This is a genomic window from Lactobacillus rodentium (genome assembly GCF_003423665.1).
In the GTDB taxonomy this organism is placed as follows: domain Bacteria; phylum Bacillota; class Bacilli; order Lactobacillales; family Lactobacillaceae; genus Lactobacillus; species Lactobacillus rodentium.
On the sequence record NZ_BFBY01000010.1, the window covers coordinates 30735 to 46244 of the forward strand.

General features: G+C 31.8%; 12 protein-coding genes. 6 read left to right on the forward strand and 6 right to left on the reverse strand.

Annotated features, from left to right (window positions below):
• Positions 1-5: 5 nt before the first annotated feature.
• Positions 6-3620, reverse strand: a complete 3615-nt coding sequence (gene addA / locus LrDSM24759_RS06275) for a helicase-exonuclease AddAB subunit AddA (protein ID WP_117118641.1) — start codon at positions 3618-3620, stop codon at positions 6-8.
• Positions 3621-7088 carry a PD-(D/E)XK nuclease family protein gene (locus tag LrDSM24759_RS06280; RefSeq protein WP_117118642.1) on the reverse strand — a complete coding sequence of 1156 codons (3468 nt, stop codon included), beginning with the start codon at positions 7086-7088 and terminating at the stop codon, positions 3621-3623.
• A 68-nt stretch (positions 7089-7156) separates the two neighbouring features.
• Here LrDSM24759_RS06280 and mvk point away from each other — a divergent pair, with 68 nt between their 5' ends.
• From mvk to fni, 4 genes are read left to right on the forward strand one after another with little or no spacing between them, the layout of a single operon-like run.
• Complete coding sequence (gene mvk / locus LrDSM24759_RS06285) at positions 7157-8080, forward strand: mevalonate kinase (RefSeq protein WP_117118643.1); 924 nt, start codon at positions 7157-7159, stop codon at positions 8078-8080.
• A 1-nt stretch (position 8081) separates the two neighbouring features.
• Positions 8082-9047 carry a diphosphomevalonate decarboxylase gene (gene mvaD, locus LrDSM24759_RS06290; protein WP_117118644.1) on the forward strand — a complete coding sequence of 322 codons (966 nt, stop codon included), beginning with the start codon at positions 8082-8084 and terminating at the stop codon, positions 9045-9047.
• Positions 9048-9080: 33 nt separating this feature from the next.
• The gene (locus tag LrDSM24759_RS06295) at positions 9081-10157 is read left to right on the forward strand and encodes a phosphomevalonate kinase (RefSeq protein ID WP_117118645.1); all 1077 of its coding nucleotides are present in this window, start codon (positions 9081-9083) and stop codon (positions 10155-10157) included.
• 12 nt (positions 10158-10169) lie between these two features.
• Positions 10170-11201 carry a type 2 isopentenyl-diphosphate Delta-isomerase gene (fni, locus tag LrDSM24759_RS06300; protein WP_117118646.1) on the forward strand — a complete coding sequence of 344 codons (1032 nt, stop codon included), beginning with the start codon at positions 10170-10172 and terminating at the stop codon, positions 11199-11201.
• A gap of 45 nt (positions 11202-11246) precedes the next feature.
• On the opposite strand, the gene LrDSM24759_RS06305 is transcribed toward fni, so the two are convergent.
• Genes LrDSM24759_RS06305 through LrDSM24759_RS06315 form a run of 3 tightly spaced genes read right to left on the reverse strand, consistent with a single transcriptional unit; the run spans position 11247 to position 14369 of the window.
• Positions 11247-12656 carry an RsmB/NOP family class I SAM-dependent RNA methyltransferase gene (locus LrDSM24759_RS06305; protein WP_117118647.1) on the reverse strand — a complete coding sequence of 470 codons (1410 nt, stop codon included), beginning with the start codon at positions 12654-12656 and terminating at the stop codon, positions 11247-11249.
• The gene (locus LrDSM24759_RS06310; RefSeq protein WP_117118648.1) at positions 12646-13626 is read right to left on the reverse strand and encodes a hypothetical protein; all 981 of its coding nucleotides are present in this window, start codon (positions 13624-13626) and stop codon (positions 12646-12648) included. Before LrDSM24759_RS06310 ends, LrDSM24759_RS06305 begins: the two co-directional genes overlap by 11 nt.
• Complete coding sequence (locus LrDSM24759_RS06315) at positions 13626-14369, reverse strand: SAM-dependent methyltransferase (protein WP_117118649.1); 744 nt, start codon at positions 14367-14369, stop codon at positions 13626-13628. The genes LrDSM24759_RS06310 and LrDSM24759_RS06315 overlap by 1 nt, the downstream gene beginning before the upstream one ends.
• An 84-nt stretch (positions 14370-14453) precedes the next feature.
• Between LrDSM24759_RS06315 and lepB the strand changes: the two genes are divergently transcribed.
• Positions 14454-15041 carry a signal peptidase I gene (gene lepB, locus LrDSM24759_RS06320; RefSeq protein ID WP_117118650.1) on the forward strand — a complete coding sequence of 196 codons (588 nt, stop codon included), beginning with the start codon at positions 14454-14456 and terminating at the stop codon, positions 15039-15041.
• A 27-nt stretch (positions 15042-15068) separates the two neighbouring features.
• Positions 15069-15254: an LBP_cg2779 family protein gene (locus LrDSM24759_RS06325; RefSeq protein WP_117118651.1), complete on the forward strand. Its 186-nt coding sequence runs from the start codon at positions 15069-15071 to the stop codon at positions 15252-15254.
• A 62-nt stretch (positions 15255-15316) separates the two neighbouring features.
• On the opposite strand, the gene LrDSM24759_RS06330 is transcribed toward LrDSM24759_RS06325, so the two are convergent.
• Positions 15317-15510 (reverse strand): IS3 family transposase (locus LrDSM24759_RS06330; RefSeq protein WP_157964249.1); only part of this gene is annotated, 194 nt, incomplete at its 5' end.

Here is a 15510-nt window from a genome sequence, read left to right on the forward strand (position 1 = left end):
CACACCTAATTCAATTTTACTAGCTTTTGAATATCTAGCAATATTAAGTACTTAGCTTTTACTTTCTTTTTACTAAATCCATTGAGAGCCAATTCATATAGATGAAGTTGCCCTTGATATTTAGTTTTTAGTTTTTCAATAGCCTCCTTCTCATGCATTTGATCAATATGATCAGTTTTATAATCAAATAATATGATACCGTCTTCATCTTCAAAATAACCATCAATCGTTCCATGAACCAAAATTTTAGCATTGGGATCGGAAAAGTCGGTAAAAATTTTATTTGCTGATATTAGACTCGAAAACTCTTGTTCACGATGTAATAATGCCGGTTTGTCCCAAAAGTTCTTTGTAAAATCACTATTTACAAACCACTCAATTGCATCGAGTGGAAGATAAGGTACAATATCAGGATTTAATTTTTTTAAACTAATTAAATTATCTATTTCTTGAGTTAAATTTTCTTTAGTTTTTTCTCCTTCATAATTGTAATATTGCAAGATCAAGTGTGTTGCAGTTCCCAATTCAGCACCGGTAAATTTATTTTTTTTCAAAAAAACAGGTGTTGCATCTATTGGCTGTAAATAGCGATTAGTTGAAGGTAGAAAATGGGCATTTTCTAGTTCATCTTCGACAGGATCACTAAACGCACGTTTAATTTCCGAAACCGCCTGATAAGCTGTGGTATGGGTGGCATCAATAAAAGGATAAGTAAAGTTATAAAGTTTTTGAGCGGTCGAAATTAATTTGGGATTATCTTCTCCAACTTCGACTTTACTATTTTGAGGGGCTTTTAATTTTGACAAATACGTATATTTAATGACATAAATATTTTTATTATCTTCACTAACAGGATTTGATTCATCAATTTTATGATCAATCGTACGTTCAAAAGCCAGCTCGGGTCCCAGAAAGGACAAAGGAGAACTTGCAGATAATTTTTGGTTAAAGTTAAGTTGTCGGATTCTCCCCAAGGAATTCTTCCACTTAATTAAAGCATCTTCTGGATTTTTAAATGAAGCAACTAAAATCAACTTTTGACGAGCTCTTGTTAAACCAACATACAAAATTCTAGCTTCTTCTTCCAAATTTTCTTTCTTCTTCTGGGTATCAATGACACTCTTCACCAAAGAATCGATTTTATATTCAGCAGTCTTAAGCGTTAAGCCTAACCCTAAAGAACTATTAATGTCATAACTACCACTTAGGTCCCTTTTTTGATATTTATGATTTAGACCCACTACAAATACAACCGGGAATTCTAATCCTTTAGATCCATGAATAGTCATTAATTTAACTGCATTGTCTACTTCATTACTTAATAAAGGTTGTGCTAAATCTTTCTGATTACGCCGCATTCTTTCAATAAAGGTAATAAATTGATATAAACCTTTAAAACCTGCAGTTTCATAAGAATTAGCCCGTTCATAAAGTGATTGTAAATTAAGACGTCTTTGTTGTCCATTTGGCAATCCACTTACAATTTCTAATAAATGAGTTTTTTCATAAATTGTCCAAATTAATTCAGAAATTCTATTAGTAGTTGCAAAATTTCTCAGATCTTCTAATTGTTTTAAAAATTTCTTGCTTTTTTCTCCCAATTCAGAATTTTCACTAGCATAGTTAACTAAAGCATCATAAAATTCTCCCTTGCGTTTTTTAATTCGAATCTGGGCTAATTCTGGTTCAGTAAAATTAAATACTGGTGACCGTAATACGGCAACCAGAGGAATATCTTGGCGGGGATTATCAATGATACGCAAAATATTCATGATAATTACAAGTTCAAAAGTTTGAAAATAATTCTGTGCATCAGAAATAAAAAGCGGTATATTAGCTTTTGCAAATTCTTGCATTATTTGCAAATTATCGCTTCTAGTTCGGGTTAGAATGGCAATATCTGAATATTGAATTTCTCTTTTCAGTTTAGTTTTAGGATCATAAACTTGAAAATGTTGCGCTTTTAATTGCTTGATTCGCTCGATTACAATCTGAATTTCTGCAAAATCCTCATTTTGATTGGATGCTTGTGCAACTAACTTCTGATTTTCTTCTTGATCAGCAAAAATAAATTCACTAGTAGAATCAAGATCCTGAGGATAGTAATCGGCACCAAACACTAATTCTCCCTCTTTGCGATAATCAATTCCTCCAAAATTTTTAGTTAAGATGGAATTGAATAGCCGATTTACAGTAGTAGTAACATTTTTTGTTGATCTAAAATTATCAGCGAGAATAATTCTTTCACTGGTTTCATCATTTTTAGGATAATTTTGGTACTTATCTAAAAATAACTGTGGTCGGGCCTGTCTAAAACCATAAATTGACTGTTTAACATCCCCCACCATAAATAAATTGTTTTTACCCTTTTTCTTAATTGCTTGAATAATTTCTTCTTGTAGCTGATTAACATCTTGGTACTCGTCAATCAAAATTTCAGAAAATTTATTTTGATAATATTCTTGGGCTAATTTAGATTTAGAAGAGTCAGAAGTTAATATTTGATAAGCTAACTGCTCCATATCGCCATAATCAAGAAGATTTTGTTCTCTTTTTAGTTTATTAAACCGTTTTATTAAATTTAATTCTACTTCACTAATTGTATTAACCAATTTTTGTGATTTTTGCAAAACTTCAATTTGTTTTGCTTCATCCATAATATAAAACTGCGCAAATAATTGATGTAAAAGCTTTATAGTTTCATTTTTGAAATTTTTACTTTCTTCAAAAATTTCTCTCAGATCCTCATCCCATTTTTTTGAAGAACGAGGACTCCCGGTAAATTTACAAAGTTTAAAAAGTGCAATTTGCCTATCATATGCCTGATCGTCTTCAATAGCAGAAATTAAATCAATCAAGTTATCTTGAAAAAGAGCAAAACTTTCTTTCTGTTTTGTTAATTCTTTTTGCTGAAATTGGCTAGAGTTTAAGTATTTTTCTAGTTGGTCTTTAATACTGTCAAGTTGAGCTAATAAATATGGCTTTATTTTTTCCTGCCATAACTGACTCTTCACCAAGTTGCCGTTATCTGGATAATATTGACCTAGATTAGTAAGAAAACTTTCGTAATTAGGTTGAGTGATGGCACTCTGGTAAAGATCTAATAAAAGATTATGAGCACTTTCTACTTCGCGATCACCAGCAAAATTATCATAAAATTTAATGAACTCTGAATTATTTTCTTCAAGATAATCTCGTTCAATTTCATGGAGAGCTCGTTCTCGCAGTAAGGCAGCTTGAGTTTCGTCTGTTAATACTGAAAAACTAGGATCAAGTTCAATTACATAATAAAAACGACGAATAATATCTAAACAAAAAGAATCAATAGTTGAGATATTAGCTGTATCCACGTTAATTAATTGATCACGTAAGAATTTATTATCCGGATCCTTTTTCAAATGATTATTTAATTCAGTCTTAATTCGTTCTTTCATTTCATTGGCAGCAGCTTTAGTAAATGTAATAATCAATAAATTATCAACGGGCGTACCATTCAAAATTTTATTTAAAACTCGTTCCACCAAAACTGTTGTTTTCCCCGAACCCGCAGAAGCAGAAACTAGGATGTCTTTTCCATGATCATCAATTGCTTGTCGCTGGGTTGATGTAAAAGTTGGCATCTAATCCTCCTTTTCAAGTGTTTCTTTAATTAATTGTAAAAGTTCTTTCTTTTTTAGAGATGAAATTTTATGATAATTATTTTCTTTTAACATTGCATCAAAGAAAAAGATATCCTTAAAATCTGAATACTGTAATGGCGTCTTTTTATTATATTGATAAGGATTAAGTTCAATATTACCGTCTAAAATTTTATGAGCTGCTTGTTGAATTAAGTAAGAATTATACTCCAGAATTTGATCTAAATCTTCGGCATTAAAACTGGTATCACTTGGTAAAGAAAAACTACCATCTTTTTTACGCTTTACACTATTATAAAGTTCTGAACTAGCTCTATCTTCCTGTAATAACGGCTCAATACTTTCTAATAATGCTGGATCATTATTTAAAATTCCCTTATACATTAATTTCTTTTCATTATTGGTCTTAATATCTTTTAAATTAAAATCGGCATTAAGATTAGTATCGACATTTAATCTTTCCACATTCTTAGTAATCGTTTGATAAAAAGCACCTAGTAAATCTAGTTCTTGATCATTTGCAAAAAATTCATGGTTTTTCTTTAAAACATCTAAATATGAAACCATTTGTAACGATATTCCATTAGCAAATAAGCCTAAATCAAATTTCTTAGCAGATGACTTATAATCTACTACGGCTCCAATAACTTTATTGTTTTCCTTAGTCAGATCAATACGATCCATTTTTCCTCTTAAATCAATTTGGTGTTTACCTGTAGGATTAGTAAAAGTATAATTCAAGCCCTTTACTTGTTCACTACGACCAAAACTAAGTTCTGAATATTGAGGTCTTAAAGTTGTCTTTTTAAGATTACGATGCCAATACTTAGCAACATTTTCAGTTGTTTGATCTAATTGACGGAAAAGATATTGATTAAAGGGATCATTTAATAATTGATGGTAACGGCCCTGCTCTTGCATTTGAGTATGGATCTTTATCAAGATTTCTTGTAATTGATTAACTGTTAAGCTGGCCAAATCTAATTTTGTTTCTTGTAAAAATTTGACTAAACGATCAAATGTTTCATGATAATAATTCCCAGCTTGAACCACATCAAGTTCATTTTCAAAGCGCTTATGCAACCGAAGACCATAGTTTAAGAAATATTCAAAGGAATTTTCATAATATGTTTCCAACTGAGAAACTGAAGTTTCAATATTAGTGCCATATAGAGCTTGGGCAATTTCAGGAGTAAGTGAATGTGGAATATTTTTAAATTCTGTCGCCGCCAAAACCTCTTTAGTTACTTCTGGTTGTTTTGATTCAGACAACTTGAGCAGAGCCGGTGCTTGCCGATAATTTTCCCTTTTTAAATGAGTGAGATACCCTAAACTAGCTTCTGGATTAGTAATAAACGATAAAATATCACTACTAGATTGTGGTAAATCATGTTGTTCAAATTCATCTAAATCTAAACGATTAAGTAGTTGGCGATAAAAAATTGAAGGTTCTAGTTCTTCATTAGCTGTATTTAAAACAGGATAAGATAGATAAATTCTATCTTGGGCTAAACTTAAAGCATTTCCAAATTGATAATTTTGATCTAAATTATTGACTTTTTGCCCATCTTCAATTTGTTGTTCCCCTTGTAAGCCTTGATTTAATTGGTCGATATTTTCTGTACTAAAAAAGCCAGGAATTTTTTCAATTTGAGGCAAGTCATTACTCGTTGCCCCTAAAATAAAGATTTGTTTATAGGTTTGTCCTTGCACCATCCCTAATTCGGAAATATTTACTGCATCAAGAGTAGAAGGAATTTGGGAAAAATCAGCTTCACTAAATCCAGCAATCAGTACTTGGAAGAAACTTTCTAGATCAAAATTAGGATTTAGTAATAAAAAATCTTTTAAGAGTTGATTAAGGGTTGACCAAACTTGTTCAGGCTGTTGGGCTTTTTGCAAATCATTAGTATCGTTTGCCTGACTGCGCCACTTTTCAAGTTGTTTATGGACTTTATTTTGAATTAAAAAATCCCAAAATTTTGTTAAGGCAAGCTGTGTATCCGTCTCTTTTTTTAATTCTTCAAATAATTGCTCTATTTGATCGATATAATACTTACGCAATTTTTCTAATCGCATCACAATTGCTTCCGCATCATCAAGAGTAATAACCTGGGCATCAATAAAAGTATTTAGTTCATGTTGCCATAAGTTTTGGTTGATACCATGAGCTAAAGCAAAATTTTCTAATTGATCAACATCATTTTGATATTCGGTTTCATTGTGATACCAATCAGGAATAAAAAGATTACTTTTCATTAAAGCCAATAAATTACTTGTTTGAAAACCACGTTGATAAATTTGGAAAAGATTTTCAATCGCAATAACTAAGGGATGAAACTTCATTTTCCGTTGCAAGTCATTAAAAAAAGGAATCTTATTTTGCCGTAAAATCGGAGTAAGATACGTTTCATAAGCTTCTAAATTAGGCGCCAAAACTAAAAAATCAGAATAGCGATAATTATTTAAAGCAACTTGCTGGTAAATTGTCCGGGCTACAAAATATGCTTCAGCATAGCGAGAATCAGCTTTAACTGGTTGAATAAAACTTCTTAGATCAGAATCAGTCGGTTTGATATTATTAGCCCATACATTATTCAATTTTTCTCTCTTGGTTAACTTAGAAGAAATTGGGAATGTACTTTCTTGATAGTGTAAAGCTTGATTTTTAAAAAAGTGTTCTAATTTATTTATGGTTTTTTGAACCCCATAATCATAATCACCTGCTTCAACTGCTGGATTAATATCTCCATTTTTGGTTTTAAAGGCAATTGTTAAGTTGTGAGCCTTTTTGGCAATTAATTGTAAGGTGAGTTGTTCTTGATTAGAAAAATGAGAAAAATCACTAAAGTAAAAATCAATATCAGCTAAATTATTTTCAGCTAAAAATTGGTTCAATAAGAATTGCATCTCATCTTTAGGTGCAAATTTATCGGCCAATCGATCAACATATTCATCAAAAATTAAGCTCAAATCATGAATTTTGTATTTTGTTTCTTCATTCAAGGCATTTTCATCAATTTCATTCAAATCTAAGTTGCCCTGGCGCATCATTAAGATTGCATCATATATTTGTTTTAGAGCTCCTTGAGTAATCTCGGTCTCTCTAAACAAAAGTAAGTCATCCTTTTTTTCTCTTACAATTTCTTCCAGCAGCATAATACTAGTGGCATCATCTAGAATTTCAGGAATTACTTTATTTTCATTTCTTAAAAAATACCAAGCTAACCTAGAAAAAGAAAGAATTTGTAAATTTTTAACACTAACCTGGTTTTGATTTGTGAGATTTGATAATTTATTAAGTGTTCTTACTTCAACTGAAAATTTAATATGATTAGGTACAATAATAAAAATTGGATGATTGGGATCCTTTAAATAATCCTTGATAGCAAGGTCTAAAATTTGATTTTGTAGAGGATCTGTTTGTCTGCCAGTTATAATATTGATCATTGTAAAAACTCCTTGATAATATTTTAGCATAGAGGAATAGCTTCAAAATTTAAGAAAAGGAAATAAAAATGGATAATTCTACTATTAATGTTAAAGCACATGGAAAAGTAATTTTAATCGGTGAACATTCGGTTGTATACGGCAAAAATGCCCTTGCTATGCCTATTAAGGCCTTAAATATTACTACAACTATTACAGAAAACAAAGACAATGAAAATATAATGAATACAACTCATTATCATGGTCCTTATTTAACAGCACCAAATGAATATGATGGTTTAAAGTATGTTTTCAAAACAATGATTGAAAAAGCCAAGACAAACCAAAAGATTACTGTAACCTATACTGGAGAAATTCCAATGGAACGTGGTTTAGGATCAAGTGCCGTTGTCGCTTTTGGTACGGGTAACGCTTTGAATAAATATTTCCAGCTTCATCTTTCTGAAGAAGAAATAATGGCGATTACTAATCATGCCGAAATGATTAATCATGGTAAAGCATCAGGAATCGATAGTGCCACTGTAAAAGCTAATTCAATTGTTTTCTTTAACAAAAATAAAGGCCCACAAGAACTTAATGAAAAGTTAGGTGCAACTTTGTTGATCATGGATACTGGTGAATTAGGAAATACTAAAGAAGCAGTAAGTTTAGTGCGTCAAAAATATGAAAGTGATACTACTAATCAAAATAAAATAGATCGCTTGGGTGAATTAGCAAATAAGACAAAGGAATATTGGCTTGAACATAATCCAAAAGCGATTGGTAAAATCTTTAATGAAGCTCAAACAATTCTTGCTTCTTTTGATTTATCTACAGATCGGATTAATCAAATTGTAACAACAGCTCAAAATAATGGTGCTTTTGGTACGAAATTATCCGGTGGAGGTTTAGGTGGCATTGTAATCTCATTATGTCCTAATCAAAAAACCGCCCATGATATTGCTCAGCTAGCCCAACCTTATTTTGCAAATTACTGGATCGAGGAAATTTAAAATGGAAGCTACTGCACGTGCTCATACGAATATTGCCCTAATTAAATATTGGGGTAAAAAAGATACTGCTCTCAAGACACCATTAATGTCTAGTCTATCAATGACGCTTGATGCCTTTTATACTGATACGACCTTTATTCATGATAGTAACTTAACAGAGGATTCTTTCTATCTAAATAAGATTAAGCAAAATGATAACAATAGTGAACGCGTATTTAATTATATTCATCATTTACAAAAGCTTTTTAACTTAAAGGGACATTTTACTATTTATTCGACTAATCATGTACCTACTTCAGCAGGATTAGCCTCTTCAGCTTCCGCATTTGCGGCATTAGCAACTGCTTTTGCCAAAAGTTATCAATTAGATCTTTCTCTAACTGATCTTTCTCGCCTGGCCAGATCGGGATCGGGTTCAGCAACACGTTCGATTTTTGGTGGCTTTGTAAAATGGATTAAAGGTAATGATCAAACTTCTATAGCTGTTCCAATTGATCAAAATCCTGATTGGGATTTACATATGTTAGCCGTTGAAGTAAATACTGGTGTCAAAAAAATTTCTTCCAGTAAAGGGATGATTCAAGCGCAGACTTCACCTTTCTATCTTCCCTGGTTAGAACGTAATGATGAAGAAATAACCATGATGGAAAATGCAATTAAGTCAAAGAATTTTACTAAACTGGGAGAATTAGCAGAGCTTTCCGCAAATGAAATGCACGCAACAAATTTAACTGCAACACCAAGTTTTACTTATTTTGAACCTCAAACACTTAAATTAATTAAGTTGATCCAGGAATTACGCAGCCAAGGTATTGAATGTTATTACACGATCGATGCTGGACCAAATGTAAAAATATTAGCACAAAAAAATAATCTTTCAGCAATATCTTCTGCTGTTCATACCCTATTAGATAATGTTAAAATAGTTGATGCGAGTTTCGGTCCAGGAGTTAAATTTTTGGACTAATTATATTTTTAACTAGATTAGAGGAAAGATTTCTTGATTACTGTACAAGCACCCGGGAAACTATATATTGCTGGTGAATATGCTGTCTTAGAACAAAATTGCCCTGCAATTTTAGTTGCAGTTAATGAATTTGTAAGAGTTTCTATTTCTCAAAGTAAAGGAACTAGTGGCTTAATTCACTCAAAACAATATTCCCAAGACTCAGTCCATTGGGTTCGTCAAGGAAATAAAATGGTTATTGATAACCGTGATAACCCGTTTGAATATATTTTATCGGCAATTAAATTTACCGAACAATATTGTTTAGAACAAGCTATTGAGCTATCAGTTTATGATCTTCACGTTAATTCTGATCTTGATTCAGCCGACGGTAAAAAATACGGGTTAGGTTCTTCAGCAGCTGTTACAGTTGCAACTGTGAAAGCCATTCTTAAATATTACAATATTGAAGCAAGTAATGATTTGATCTATAAACTATCCGCCATTTCTCACTATACTGTTCAAGGCAATGGGTCAGCTGGAGATATTGCAGCTAGTGTTTATGGTGGTTGGCTAGCTTATCAGACTTTTGATAAAAAATGGTTAACTAATGAGTTAAAACATAAAAAATTAAGTACCGTTTTACAAGAAGCTTGGCCTGGACTTAAGATTCAATTACTTACTCCCCCTGCAGGAATGGATTTATTAATTGGTTGGAGTCAACAACCTGCTTCTACTTCACAGTTAGTTGATCAAACCAATGCAAAAAAGAAATCAATTAAGACCCAATATGAAGATTTTTTGGAAAAATCTCGTCAATGTGTTTTGAGCATGATTGAAGGCTTTAATTCAGGAAACATTTCTTTAATCAAGCAACAAATTCGTGTTAATCGCCAAATTTTAAAGGAGTTTGCCTCTCTTAACCATATTGCCATCGAAATTCCTAAGTTAACTAAATTAATTGATATTGCTGAGAAATTTGCAGGTGCTGCTAAAACCTCTGGCGCTGGAAATGGTGATTGCGGAATTGTAATTACCGATTCTACTAGTAATATTAATGAATTAAAAAATTTATGGCGTGAGAATGGTATTATGCCTTTAAACTTTAAGGTTCATTCTATTAGTCACTAATTGAGGATAATTATGTCACAAAGATCAAAAAGAAAAGAAGAACATCTTGCTTTAGCCAAGATGTTTTTTAATAAAAAAATATCTTCAGATTTTGATAACATTCATTTAATGAGGCCTGCCCTGCCTGAAAGTAAATATGAATCCCAAAGTATTTCAACTCAAATGTTTGGTAAAAAAATTGCCGCACCAATATACATTAATGCCATGACGGGTGGTTCTAAACAGTCTTTGATGATTAATAAAGTTCTTGGTCAAGCTAGTGCTAGAGCCAAAATCCCCATGGCTTTGGGTTCAGCAAGTATTTTGGAAAAAGAACCTGAACAATTAGAAAGCTTTTATGTTGCCCGTCAAGAAAATCCTGATGGCCTATTATTTGCCAATGTTAATCCTAATACCTCTCCTAAAACAGTTAAAAAGATTGTAAACACACTTAATGCAGATGCCTTACAAATTCACTTAAATACTATTCAAGAGGCCGCTATGCCAGAAGGCGATCGTGAATTTTATTGGCTTAATAATCTTAAGGCTATTAAAGAAGTAATTGATGTCCCACTTATTATTAAAGAAGTAGGCCAAGGACTAGATAAACCTTCTATCCTACTCTTAGAAAAAGAAGGATTTACCAATTTTGATCTTGGTGGAAGTGGTGGAACTGACTTTGCAAAAATTGAAAATTCACGTCGATCGCATCCCGATCTTTCTTTTCTAGAAGATATTAATTTATCTACTCCTAAAACCCTTTTATGGCTAAATCAGATTAAATACCAACAAGTTTCTGGTAAGTTATTTGCATCAGGCGGCATTAGAAATAGTCTAGATATTTTTAAATGTTTAGTATTAGGAGCAAACTTTGTTGGGATGGCCAGTCATTTTTTAGACTTTGCCTATCGTGGTACTGATGAATTAACCAATGAAATTGAAAATATTAAGCATCAACTTGTAATGTTAACAGCATTATTTGGTTTATCAGACATATCGCAAGCTCCAAAAGTAAAGTACTATTTAGACAATAATTTATTTACCTTTCTTAAACAAATAAAATAAGCATAAACAAAAACGAGTAGTAAATCTACTCGTTTTTGTTTATTTTTATCTTCTTAAACCTTTAGGATAATAATTCTTCAAAATATGGTCATTACCAAGTTTTCCAAAACTGAAAATATGATCTTCAAACGCAACTAAAACATAGCCTCGATATGGGGAATCAGAGTGAATCGTTTCTCCATGTAAATAAGCTTTATATTGAGCCTCATCTTTTAGTTCTACTACCTTCTCTTGAGGGAGCTGCCCTAGTACTTCAGCTAATTGATGTCCTGGTTCAAAACGATTTTTCTTCATCAATCCTAATTCAACACCATTACTTAAAATCCTTAGATTTTTAACTAGTCCAGGATCGATAACTGGTACAAAAACATGATCTTTTCTAATTAATGCTTTATCTTCCCAATGCTTTAGACTATCAGGGAGCATGAAGTTATCTAAAACCTGTTTAACTAATTCTCTTTCATTTTTACTTAAATGTTCTGGTCCATGATCATGCAAATTCTTCTTTTTCTTGGCTTTTTTATTTGATTGAGATGGTGGTAACTGAATCCTTTCAGATTTTACATTTTTAAGACGTGCTACGAATTGTCCCTCTCCTACTCCATTTTGGAACCAAAACCGTCCAGTATTTTCTACTGCATTTAATCCAGACTTAGTCCAATCAGGCTTGCCCCTACTCATGCCTTCGAATTTTTCAATTTCTTGTACTTCAAAACCATAATTTTCTACCAGCCATTCTACTATTTGTTCATCCTCTTCTGGTGAAAAAGTACAGGTAGAATAAATTAATTTGCCATTTGGTTCAAGCATTTTAACTGCTTCATTTAAAATCTCTTTTTGTCTTGCTTGACAAGTTAGCACATACTCTTGAGACCAATATTGAATTGCATCTGGATCTTTTCTAAACATTCCTTCACCAGAACAAGGTGCATCAACAACAATGGTTGTAAAAAATTGTGGGAAAACCTTGGCTAAATTCTCTGGAGTTTCATTAGTAAGCAAAACATTGCTAGCACCCCAACGTTCTAAATTTTCTCGTAAATTGTTTGCACGTTTAATAGAAATTTCATTGGCAACTAAAATTCCTTGATTTGTTAAATGTTGAGCTAAGGCAGTTGATTTTCCTCCGGGAGCAGCACATAGATCTAATACTTTATCTCCTGGTTTTACATTAGCAATTTGAGCTGGATACATGGCAGCAGGGTCTTGAGAGTATACATATCCGCCTACCCAGTCACTACTATAACCTGAAACGTTACCATAAAAAGCATCATCAACACCTTTAATTGGGTGGGACAAATCATAAGATACATTTTGATAATCAAATTTTAAGGGATTCAATCTAAACCCCTTTTTACTAGTTCCATCAATTGCATCAAAAAATTCTTGACTCTTTTCCGTTCCCAGTAATTTTTGATATTTTTCAATAAATTCGGTCGGTAATTTACGCTTCAATTCTTCTTCTCCGAGATAATAATAAAACAATAATAAAAGTAAAGTTCTCCATTAGCCACAAAAAGCCTAATAGGACAAATAATTGTGAGATATCTGAATAAAAATTAAATAAAGGTAAGATTAAGCCAGTGCCTAAAAATAATATCGTATTGACCAAAAAGAATCTAACAAAAGAATTAGTAAATAATTTAGTTAGAATCTGACTTTTTATCTTAAATTTACTTACTGGTGAAATGACAATCGTTGCCCAAATACCACTATTAATTAGACCAACAATGATACAAAAACAAGTAAAAACAAATTTTTTGGTCGGACTAATACCATGACGTTTATTATATTTGCCAGCATAGTTTACCGTGCGAGTAGAAGCCCTCAAATAATGGGCAACTTTTTGCTTGTCATTTTTGGGTAAACCATCAATTACAATATAAAAGTTATTGAGGGCAGCCTTACCGGTTGTTTGCTTTTCGCCGGTAGTCAAATAATAGGCAGTTTGTCGATACGGACTCTCAGTATTTTTCTTTAATTGTCCAATGACAGAAAAGTAATGATTATTTTCAGAGAGATAACGATTATTTTGCATAGTAAATAAATTTTCTTTGGTCTCTGCTGAAATTACTGCAAAAGGAATTGTACCTTGAAAATCACTTTTGTTAAAATACCGAGAATTCGAATTAGCCATCGGTTGTGATTTCAAATTATAGTTTGCCCAAATTAAAATCTGGTCAGAATTATATTTCGATCTGAAGTGAACTTGTAGCCGCTCACCCGACCAATTTTTATTTAAATATTTAATGAAACTTTTAATCGATTGATGTTTTTTGGAGTTATAAACATAATATGGAGATGAGAGTCCATTATTATTCAACACTTGATCAGCACGTTGTGATTGTTGACGTGATAAGCTCAGTCCAATACCAATAAAACAGAATAAAGATATTAAGGTGATTATAAAATTACGTATTTTCATTATTTTATCTCATATATTTTTTCTTCAATAAAATCAAAACTTGAAAAGGTACTATTAATTCTTTTAATAACTTTGGAGTTTACTTCTACTGCTTCTTTCCAGAAAGCAGAAGTATTAGTAGCACCATTCTTTTCTCCAATAAATAAAAGTTTGGTTTTGGAGGAACAAAAGTTTCGATAAGTTTTTAAAATTTGTTGATCTCCTTTACCAAAATTAGGAGCCCAACAACAAATAATTAAATCAACATTAGCATATTTTTTTATTGCTTGAGTCGCTTCATAATTTTTTGTTGGGAAAAAAGGCTTATTCCCAGTAGATGAACTTTTCGCCCACACAAAAGAATCTGTTGCGATCATTTTCACTCCCATTTCACTAAAGGCTTTTGACCAATAGGCATTACCTGCCATCAATTCTAATCCAGTTTGAAAATGATAACTCTCTTGAATAGCACGAGCTGTACCTAAATTTGCTAAGGACCAGAGCCCAAATTTGCGCGATAAATAGCTTCTAAAATTATTTAACATATTATTTATAGTTAAGATACTCTGTTTATCCTGGGGTCGCTTTTTTAAAAGTGTTTCTAAAATATCTGGTTCAAAACCTAATTTGGCTGGCGCAACCTTAAGTACTTGTTGATTAACTAAAGTTGCAATAATTTTTTTAATTTCTCTTACTTGAGAATCAATCTCCGGTAATGAAACTTCTGCTTGTAATTGATATAGTTTCTTTTGAAAATCGTCCATTTTTAAATACCTAATAATGATTTTACCATTCAATTTTGATAAAAAAAGTTATAATAGAAGATGGTCAACAAAAGGAGAGAAAAAATGTCAAAAAATAACAAAAATACCAAGCCACAAGCTGAAGAATCTCTCGGTAAATCTATTCTAGAAATTGTAATTACCGTAGTAGTATGTATGCTTGCCTATTTCCTACTCTTCAAGTATGTTTTGGCAAATGAGACTGTATCAGGTCCATCAATGCAACCTACTTTTGAATCCGGTGATCGCATTATTGCCGTTAGACACAGTAAATTGCAGCGAGGTGATATTGTAATTATTGATGCACCAGACGCTCCAGGTGAATTATATATTAAACGTATTATTGGGATGCCTGGTGATACAATTTATGCCAAAAATGATACTGTGTATGTAAACGGAAAAGCTTTAAAGGAACCCTATTTAACTCAATATAAAAAGAAAATGCCTAAGGGACAATTATATACCAATAATTTTACTTTAAAACAAGTTACTGGTGTTTCAAAAGTACCTAAGAATTGTTACTTTGTCATGGGAGACCATCGAGATGTATCCAAAGATTCTCGCTACTTTGGTTTTGTAAAACAAAGTCAAGTTGTTGGTGAAGTTAAAGTTAGATACTTCCCATTTAATGATATGAAAGTATTTAATAATTGATCTAAAATAGAATAGAAAGGAAAAATTATGAGTCCAGATGAATTAGCTAATAGAATAATTGAGTTTGAAGCAAAAAATGATATTACCGATTCTGCCCTAGCCTTTGCAAGCCATCTTTCGGTAGAAAAAATTCATGCAATGAAACAAGCTAGAAATAATTATACAACTGAAGAAATTGAAAGAATTTTAGAATATATTCAAACCAATTCATAATTTATCTTGATGAAAAAAGAGCTAAAGCTGTTTGATATGAACCCCAAAATTAGGACATATTATTAAGCTAGTTGATTTAAAACCATATTTCGATATTGAATCGGAGTATGGTTTTTTATTGTGCTCTTGATTCTTTTGTTATTGTAGTAATAAATGTATTCTTTGATTGCTTTTTCAAGCTCGTCTAGATTCTTGAATGTTTTCTCAAAACCATAGAACATTTCTCGTTTTAAGATACCAAAGAATCCTTCCATTA

Excerpts from the sequence above, each read along its gene's own strand:
- addA (WP_117118641.1), bottom strand. The coding sequence starts at position 3,620 with ATGCCAACTTTTACATCAACCCAGCGACAAGCAATTGATGATCATGGA.
- LrDSM24759_RS06280 (WP_117118642.1), bottom strand. The coding sequence starts at position 7,088 with ATGATCAATATTATAACTGGCAGACAAACAGATCCTCTACAAAATCAA.
- mvk (WP_117118643.1), top strand. The coding sequence starts at position 7,157 with ATGGATAATTCTACTATTAATGTTAAAGCACATGGAAAAGTAATTTTA.
- mvaD (WP_117118644.1), top strand. The coding sequence starts at position 8,082 with ATGGAAGCTACTGCACGTGCTCATACGAATATTGCCCTAATTAAATAT.
- fni (WP_117118646.1), top strand. The coding sequence starts at position 10,170 with ATGTCACAAAGATCAAAAAGAAAAGAAGAACATCTTGCTTTAGCCAAG.
- LrDSM24759_RS06310 (WP_117118648.1), bottom strand. The coding sequence starts at position 13,626 with ATGAAAATACGTAATTTTATAATCACCTTAATATCTTTATTCTGTTTT.
- LrDSM24759_RS06315 (WP_117118649.1), bottom strand. The coding sequence starts at position 14,369 with ATGGACGATTTTCAAAAGAAACTATATCAATTACAAGCAGAAGTTTCA.
- lepB (WP_117118650.1), top strand. The coding sequence starts at position 14,454 with ATGTCAAAAAATAACAAAAATACCAAGCCACAAGCTGAAGAATCTCTC.
- LrDSM24759_RS06325 (WP_117118651.1), top strand. The coding sequence starts at position 15,069 with ATGAGTCCAGATGAATTAGCTAATAGAATAATTGAGTTTGAAGCAAAA.